This window comes from Gordonia sp. BP-119, assembly GCF_016924115.1.
GTDB classification, from domain to species: domain Bacteria; phylum Actinomycetota; class Actinomycetes; order Mycobacteriales; family Mycobacteriaceae; genus Gordonia; species Gordonia hongkongensis.
The window spans coordinates 1-8,471 of the sequence record NZ_JAFFZF010000077.1 but is presented as its reverse complement, the minus strand read 5'-3'; the positions used below and the strand labels follow the sequence as shown (position 1 = coordinate 8,471).

General features: G+C 68.2%; 1 protein-coding gene. It reads left to right on the top strand.

Going from position 1 to position 8,471, the window contains the following annotated elements; all coding sequences use genetic code 11:
* Positions 1-22 precede the first annotated feature (22 nt).
* Positions 23-8,471, top strand: an 8,449-nt coding sequence (locus JW364_RS23670; RefSeq protein ID WP_240199547.1) for a non-ribosomal peptide synthetase, incomplete at its 3' end; no start/stop codon positions are given.

The following is an 8,471-nucleotide window of genomic DNA, read 5'->3' as shown; positions in this document are numbered from 1 at the left end:
TGGGCAGGTCGAGGTCGATGCGTTGACTGCCGTACTCGCGACCAGGTTGCCGGAGTACATGGTGCCGGCGATGTTCGTGTCTCTCGAGGCTCTGCCGCTCAACGCCTCGGGCAAACTCGACCGCAAGGCACTGCCCGCTCCCGACATCGCGGAGAGGACGCAGACGTACCGCGCGCCGAGCACCGCGGCAGAGACGGTCCTCGCGCGAATCGTCGCCGACCTTCTCGGCATCGAACAGGTGGGCGTGGACGACTCGTTCTTCGCCCTCGGCGGCGACAGCATCATGTCGATCCAGCTGGTCTCTCGGGCCAAGCGCGAGGGTATGGTCCTGCGTCCGGCAGATGTCTTCGAACAGAAGACGATTGCCGCTCTTGCCCGTATCGCCGAGGTGGGTGCCGCGGCGACCGTTCTCGAGGAGCTGCCCGGCGGTGCTGTCGGTCAGCTGCCGCTCACGCCGATCATGCACTGGATGATCGAGGACCTGCGCCGCTACGACGAGTTCGCGCAGTCGGTTCTCGTCACCGTTCCGGCCGGCGTCACCGAAGCAGGCCTGCGGTCGGCCGCGCAGATCCTGCTCGACCACCACGACATGCTCCGGTCCAGGCTGGTGCGCTCCGACAACGGTGCACACCTCGAGGTCGCCCCGGCGGGCGAGGTCTCCGCCGAGGACCTACTCACCCGGGTCGGCACCGACGCGCTTCCGGGAACCGACTCTTTCGCCGCCCTTGCGCAGGAGCACTTGCGCCGTGCTGCAGCCGATCTCGACGTCGAGCGCGGCGTCACCATCCGGTTCGTGTGGTTCGATCTGCCCGGTGACGTGCCGGGCAGGCTCCTCGTCGTCGCACACCACCTCGTCGTCGACGGGGTGTCCTGGCGGGCACTGCTCCCAGACCTCGCGCTCGCGTGGTACCGCGTCGCCGACGGTGCAACCGTCGAATTGTCCTCGAAGGGAACGAGTTTCCGGCGCTGGGCAACCGGGTTGGCGGATGCGGCGGCGGGCCGGTTCGCCGAACTGCCGCTGTGGCAGGGCATTCTCGCCGACCCCGATCCGATACTGGGATCGCGGGCCTTCGACCCAGAACTCGACACCGTCTCCACCGTTGCGGACCTGCGGGTCGAGCTCGAGGGCCCCGTCGTCGAGAGCGTTCTCGGTCGCCTTCCCGCGGTCGTCCACGGTTCGGTCAACGACGGCTTGCTCGCCGCGCTGGCCCTCGCCGTCGCCCGCTGGCGCCGCGATCGCCGGAGCGATGCCGATTTCGTCCTGGTGACCCTCGAGGGGCACGGTCGCGAGGAGCAGGCCGTGCCCGGAGCAGACCTGGCCAACACGGTCGGCTGGTTCACCACTTCGTTCCCGGTGCGCCTGGAACTCGACGCCGTCGACATCGACGACGCCTTCGCCGGCGGCCGCGCCGCGGGATCGGCGATCAAGCGCGTCAAGGAACAACTGCTCGCGATCCCCGATCACGGCATCGGCTACGGTATGCTGCGCTATCTCGCCGAGGACTCGGCCGCGGCGTTGCGCGGTCTCGCGACGCCGCAGATCGGCTTCAACTACCTGGGACGCGTCAATACGACGGGTGACCAGACGGCGGACTGGATGCCCGACACCTCCGTCGCCGGCCTCGGCGGCGCGCGTGACGAAGACATGTCGGCGCCGACGATCCTCGACATCAACGCATCGGCCGTCGACACCGCGGCCGGGACCCGGCTCGGTGCAACGTTCTCCTATGCGACCGGCGTGCTGACCGGCGAGCAGGCGCGCGAGATCGCCGATCTATGGGTCGAGGCGCTGACCGCGCTGGCGACATACGCCGACACCCCCGGTGCCGGCGGGCGCACGCCGTCGGATCTGCCACTGGTCGCCATCGATCAGGCCGGTGTCGAACACCTGGAGGCGCGGTATCCGGATCTGACCGATGTCTGGTCGCTCTCGCCGCTGCAGGAAGGACTGCTCTTCCACGCGCAGTTCGCCGGCGAGCATCTCGACGCGTACATGGTGCAGACGGTTCTCGACCTCGAGGGTGCGGTCGACGCCCAGCGCCTTCGGGCTGCGGGCCAGGCCCTGCTGCGCAGGCACGCGAACCTGCGGGTCGCCTTCGACACCGTGTCGGGTGAACCCGTGCAGGTGGTGCCGGCCGACGTCGAACTGCCCTTCGATGAAATCGATCTCAGCGGCGCCGACGACATCGAGGCCGCCTACGACCAACTGCTCGCCGCCGATCGCGCGCGCGGTTTCGACATGGCGACCCCGCCGCTGGTCCGGTTCACCCTCGTCGATCTCGGTGGCGGACGGTACCGGATGCTGTCGACGAACCACCACGTGCTCCTGGACGGCTGGTCGACCCCGCTGCTGCTGAAGGACCTGCTGTACCTGTACGCAACCCGGGGCGACGCCTCCGCGCTTCCCGCGCCGGGTGAGTATCGCGACTTCCTCGCATGGCTGGCCACGCGGGACCGTGAGGCCTCGCTCGCTGCATGGCGCAACGCTTTCGCCGGACTGGACGAGCCGTCGTTGCTCGCGGCCGGGGAGGGTGACGGATCGGTCGCCTCCGCCGACACGTCCCGGTGTGCCTCGGCGGGCTTGACGGCCGATCTGTCCGGCCTCGCGCGTGATCTCGGCGTCACCATGAACACCCTGGTGCAGGCCGCATGGGGTGTCGTGATGTCGGCACTGACCTCGCATCGGGACGTCGTCTTCGGGACAACCGTCTCCGGGCGGCCCGCCGACCTCTCGGACGTAGAGACGATGATCGGCCTGTTCATCAACACCCTGCCCGTCCGGGTGACCGTGGACCCCGGGCTGACCCTCACCGAGCTGATCACCCGGATCCAGTCCGAGCAGGCAGCCCTCCTCGATCACCACCATCTCGGGCTCGCGGAGATCCAGCGTTCCATCGGTGCGGCGGCCTCCTTCGACACCCTGACGGTGTTCGAGTCGTACCCGGTGGACCAGGCTGCACTGGCGCAGGCCGCCGACATCGACGGGATGCGGGTCACGGGGCTGCGTGGCATGGACTCCACGCACTACCCGGTGACGCTGGTCGCGAGCATCGGTGACCGGCTGCACCTGCAGATGAAGTACCTCACCGGCGTGTACGGCGCCGACGAGGTCGACGCACTACTGGGCCGCGTTCTCCGGGTCCTCACCGCTTTTGTGGAGAACCCCGGACAGCGCATCGCGGCGGTCGATGTCCTCGACGCCGCCGAGCGGGACATGGTCCTGACCGGGTGGATCGACCCCGGTGTCGAGGTGCCCTCCGCGACCCTCGCCGCAGTGTTCGCCGAACGCGCGGGGCACAATGCCGACCGCACGGCCGTCGTGGCGGGCGGCGAGAGGTTGACCTACGGGCAGCTCGCCGATCGGGTGAACCGGCTTGCGCGCATCCTGATCGACGAAGGGGTCGGGCCGGAATCGATGGTCGCCGTGGCGATGCCGCGCACCGCCGACCTCGTAGTCGCGTTGCTGGCCGTCGTCACGGCCGGCGGTGCCTATGTTCCGGTCGACGTCACCTACCCGCAGGACCGGCTCGCCTACATGCTGGCCGACTCGGAGCCGGTCGTGGTGCTGACCACTGGCGAGGATGCACAGGCTCTGCCGGACAACAACATTCGCGCTGTCCTGCTCGACTCCCGGGAAACGGTCGAACGCCTGGCTCAGGTGTCCGGCGAGCCCGTGACAGATTCCGAACGCACGGGCGGGCTCTCCCCGCAGCACCCGGCCTACGTGATCTACACGTCCGGTTCCACCGGCCGTCCGAAGGGTGTCGTCGTCCCGCACGCGGACGTCCTCACCCTCATGGTGAACACCCAGACCAAGTTCGGGTTCGATGAGACCGACGTGTGGACGATGTTCCACAGCTACGCCTTCGACTTCTCCGTGTGGGAACTGTGGGGCCCGCTGCTCCACGGCGGGTCGCTCGTCGTCGTCGACTTCGTGACCTCGCGGTCGCCGGAGGACTTCCTGGCGCTGCTGCGCCGGGAACGGGTCACCGTGCTCAACCAGACGCCGTCGGCGTTCTATCAGCTCGCCGAAGCCGACCGGGTCGCAGGGGAGGAGTCTGTCTCCATCTCCAGCAACGGGTCCGGACCCTCTGCTCTGAGTCTGCGATATGTGATCTTCGGCGGCGAGGCGTTGGACCTCGGTCAGCTCGACCGCTGGTACACCCGTCATGCGGAGGACTCGCCGCGACTGGTGAACATGTACGGCATCACCGAGACGACGGTGCACGTCAGCTATCTGCCATTGGACCGCGAGTTCGCCCGTGAATCCACGGCGAGTGTCATCGGCCGCGGATTGCCCGGAGTGGGCGTCTACGTCCTCGACTCCCGGCTCCGCCCGACCCCGGTCGGCGTCGAGGGTGAGATGTACGTCCACGGCGGTCAGTTGGCCCGCGGCTACCTCGGCCGTCCGGACCTGACCGCCGGCCGGTTCGTCGCCGACCCCTTCGGGGCAGCCGGTCACCGGATGTACCGCACCGGCGACCTGGCTCGATGGAACGCCGCAGGGCAGCTGGAGTACTTGGGCCGCACGGACTTCCAGGTCCAACTGCGCGGATTCCGCATCGAGCTCGGCGAAGTCGAGTCCGCACTGCTGCGGTACTCCGGAGTAGCCGCATCGTCGGTGCAGGTGCGGTCGCACGAGAGCCTCGGCGACCACCTCGTCGGATACGTGGTACCCGAGGCGGGCACGGAGATCGAGGTCGACAGCCTTCTCGCCTTCGTCGGAGGCTTCCTGGCGTCGTACATGGTCCCGTCCGCGATCGTCGTGCTCGACGAGTTCCCGCTGACCGCCAACGGCAAGTTGGACCGTCGCGCGTTGCCATCGCCTGACTTCGTCTCTAATGCGGTTGAATTCGTCGCTCCGCGAACGCTCACTGAGGAGATCGTTGCCGGTGTCTTCGCCGAGGTTCTCGGCGTGGACCGGGTCGGCGTGACGGCGAGCTTCTTCGATTTGGGCGGTAATTCGTTGTCGGCGACGAAGGTCGCGGCTCGGGTGGGTGCTGCGCTGGGTGTCAAGGTCGGGGTCCGTGAGTTGTTCGACGCGCCGAGTGTCGAGATGTTGGCTGCTCGGATCGAGGGCATGTCCGCCGCGGACGGTCCGGCACTGGTGGCCCAGCCACGTCCGGAGCGGATTCCGTTGTCGCTGGCGCAGCGTCGGATGTGGTTCCTCAACCAGTTCGACACCGACAGCGCTGCCTACAACATCCCGTTGGCGGTGCGTTTGTCGGGCGAGCTGGACCTTGCCGCTCTTGAGCGCGCGGTATCCGATGTGGTGACCCGGCATGAGGTCCTCCGCACCGTGTTCCCGGATTCGGTTGATGGGCCGCACCAGGTCATCGTCGGGGTGGATGAGGTCGTTGGCGAGTTGCCCCCGGTGGAGCTTGCCGAGGCTGCGGTCGCGACAGTGCTTCGCGATTTTGTGCTCGCGCCGTTCGACGTGGCGCAGAGCGTTCCGTTGCGAGTTGCGTTGTACCGTCTCTCGGCGCAGGAGCACATCCTTGCCTTCGTCGTGCACCATATCTGCGGTGACGGTGTCTCGACGGGGCCGCTGGCACGTGACGTCATGATGGCGTACCTGGCCCGTTCGGGTGGCGAGGAACCGGGGTGGGAGCCGCTACCGGTTCAGTACGCCGATTACACGCTGTGGCAGCGGCAGGTCTTGGGCGAGGAGTCCGATCCGGCGTCGGTGGCCGCGCGGCAGGCCGAGTACTGGACACGGACCCTGGCGGGACTTCCCGAGGTGTTGGCGCTGCCCACAGACCGGCCTCGCCCGGCACGTCGCAGCCAGGCCGGAGCCATCGTGTCGGTCGACCTCGACGAGACGGTGTATCGGGGGTTGCGTGATCTCGCCGCCGGACGCGGCGCGACGTTGTTCATGGTGATGCACTCCGCGCTGGCGACGCTGCTGGCGCGGCTGTCGGGGACTTCCGATATCGCGATCGGTACCCCGATCGCCGGTCGCGGTGAGCCCGAACTCGACGCGCTGATCGGCATGTTCGTCAATACCCTGGTGCTGCGTACCGAGGTCGAGTCGGCCACCTCCTTCGACGCACTCCTGGAGCAGGCTCGAGAGGTCGATCTCAACGCCTTTGCCCATGCGGACCTGCCGTTCGAGCGCATCGTCGATCTCTTGCAGCCGGCTCGGTCCACCTCTCATTCGCCGCTGTTCCAGGTGGTGTTGTCCAGTGCGGAGGTCGGCCAGGAACGGTTCGAGCTGCCTGGTCTGACGGTCAGCGGGATCGGTGACGACATCCACATCGAGAAGTTCGATCTCGAGGTGTACTACGAGGAGCGCGTTGACGAGGCCGGGCACGGCGTGGGGATGTCGCTGACCTTCGGGTACGCAACCGACATCTTTGACGCTCAGACTGTCGTTTCGATCGCCTCGCGGATGGTGACATTGTTGGGGGCCGTGGTTGCCGACCCGGCCGGTCCGATTGGCGACATCGACCTCCTGGAAGAGCCCGAACGCGCCGCCCTGGTGCCGGTCCGCGGCCGACCCGCGGCCCGGCCGCGCACGCTCGTCGATCTCTTCGACTCCGCCGCCCGGCGCGATCCGTCGGCGACAGCGTTGGTCTTCGGTGCCGTGCAGCTGACCTATGCCGAGCTCGACGACCGCTCCAACCGCCTCGCTCGCTTGCTGATCCAGCGCGGCGTCGGCGCTGGAAGTGCTGTTGTTCTGGGACTCTCGCGTTCCGTCGAGTCGGTGGTGGCGGTGTGGGCGGTGGCCCGCGCCGGCGGCGCGTTCGTCCCTGTCGACCCGAACTACCCGGCCGACCGCATCGAGCACATGATCGCCGACTCCGGTGCCCACCTCGGCATCACCGTCGCGGCGCACCGCGGCCTGCCCGCCGGAACGGTGGACTGGCTCGTTCTCGATGATCGCGACGTCGCCGACGACCTGGCCACCCGGTCGGGTGCCGAGCTCGACGCCGCCGAACGGCGCGCGCCGATCCGGCCCGCCGACCCGGCGTACGTCATCTACACCTCCGGCTCCACCGGCGTCCCCAAGGGCGTCGTCGTGACGCACACCGGCGTCGGCGATTTCGCCGACGAGCTGCGCGACCGGTGCCAGGTGCATCCAGGCGCCCGGGTGCTGCACTTCGCCTCACCGAGTTTCGACGCGTCGGTGTTGGAGTACCTGCTCGCCTTCGGTGCGGCGGCGACCTTCGTGGTCTCCCCGCCTGAGGTCTACGGCGGTGCCGAGCTCACCGGCCTGCTGCGTGAGAACAAGGTCTCCCACGCCTTCGTCACCCCGGCCGCCCTCGCGTCGGTGGACGACGCCGATCTGCCCCTGCTGGAGATGATCGCCGTAGGCGGTGACGTGTGCCCGCCGGAGCTGGTGGCCCGCTGGGCCCCCGGCCGTCGCATGTTCAACATGTACGGACCCACCGAGGCAACCATCTCGGTCACCATCGACGGTCCCATGGAGCCGGGATTGCCCGTCCGGATCGGAACCCCGAACCAGGGCGTCGAGGCACTGGTGCTCGACTCTCGCCTCCAGCCGGTGCCCGCCGGCGTCCCCGGTGAACTGTTCGTGTCGGGTCCGTCGCTCGCCCGCGGCTACCGCAACCTGCCGGGGCAGACGGCCGAACGCTTCCTTGCCAACCCGTACGGGGAGCCCGGACAGCGGATGTACCGTACCGGCGACGTCGTTCGCTGGGTGGCCGGCGGTGCCTTGGAGTACTTGGGCCGCAGCGACTTCCAGGTGAAGGTCCGCGGTTTCCGAATCGAACTGGGTGAGATCAGCGGCGTGCTCGCCCGTCACGACAGCGTCGGTTTCGTCACCACCGAGGGCGTCACCGGACCCCATGGCGGCACGGTCCTGGTCGCCTACGTGCTACCGGCGTCCGGACACGCCGTCGACGAGGAGGGATTGCGTGCCTACGCCGCCGAGTCCCTGCCCGGTTACATGGTCCCGTCGTATGTCGTTGCTCTGGAATCGGTTCCGCGAACCCCCGCGGGCAAGCTGGACCGACGTGCGCTCCCGCTGCCCGAGTTCGTCGGCGAGGTTGACGACTACGTAGCACCGAGGTCGCTCACTGAGGAGATCGTTGCCGGTGTCTTCGCCGAGGTTCTCGGCGTGGACCGGGTCGGCGTGACGGCGAGCTTCTTCGATTTGGGCGGTAATTCGTTGTCGGCGACGAAGGTCGCGGCTCGGGTGGGTGCTGCGCTGGGTGTCAAGGTCGGGGTCCGTGAGTTGTTCGACGCGCCGAGTGTCGAGATGTTGGCTGCTCGGATCGAGGGCATGTCCGCCGCGGACGGTCCGGCACTGGTGGCCCAGCCACGTCCGGAGCGGATTCCGTTGTCGCTGGCGCAGCGTCGGATGTGGTTCCTCAACCAGTTCGACACCGACAGCGCTGCCTACAACATCCCGTTGGCGGTGCGTTTGTCGGGCGAGCTGGACCTTGCCGCTCTTGAGCGCGCGGTATCCGATGTGGTGACCCGGCATGAGGTCCTCCGCACCGTCT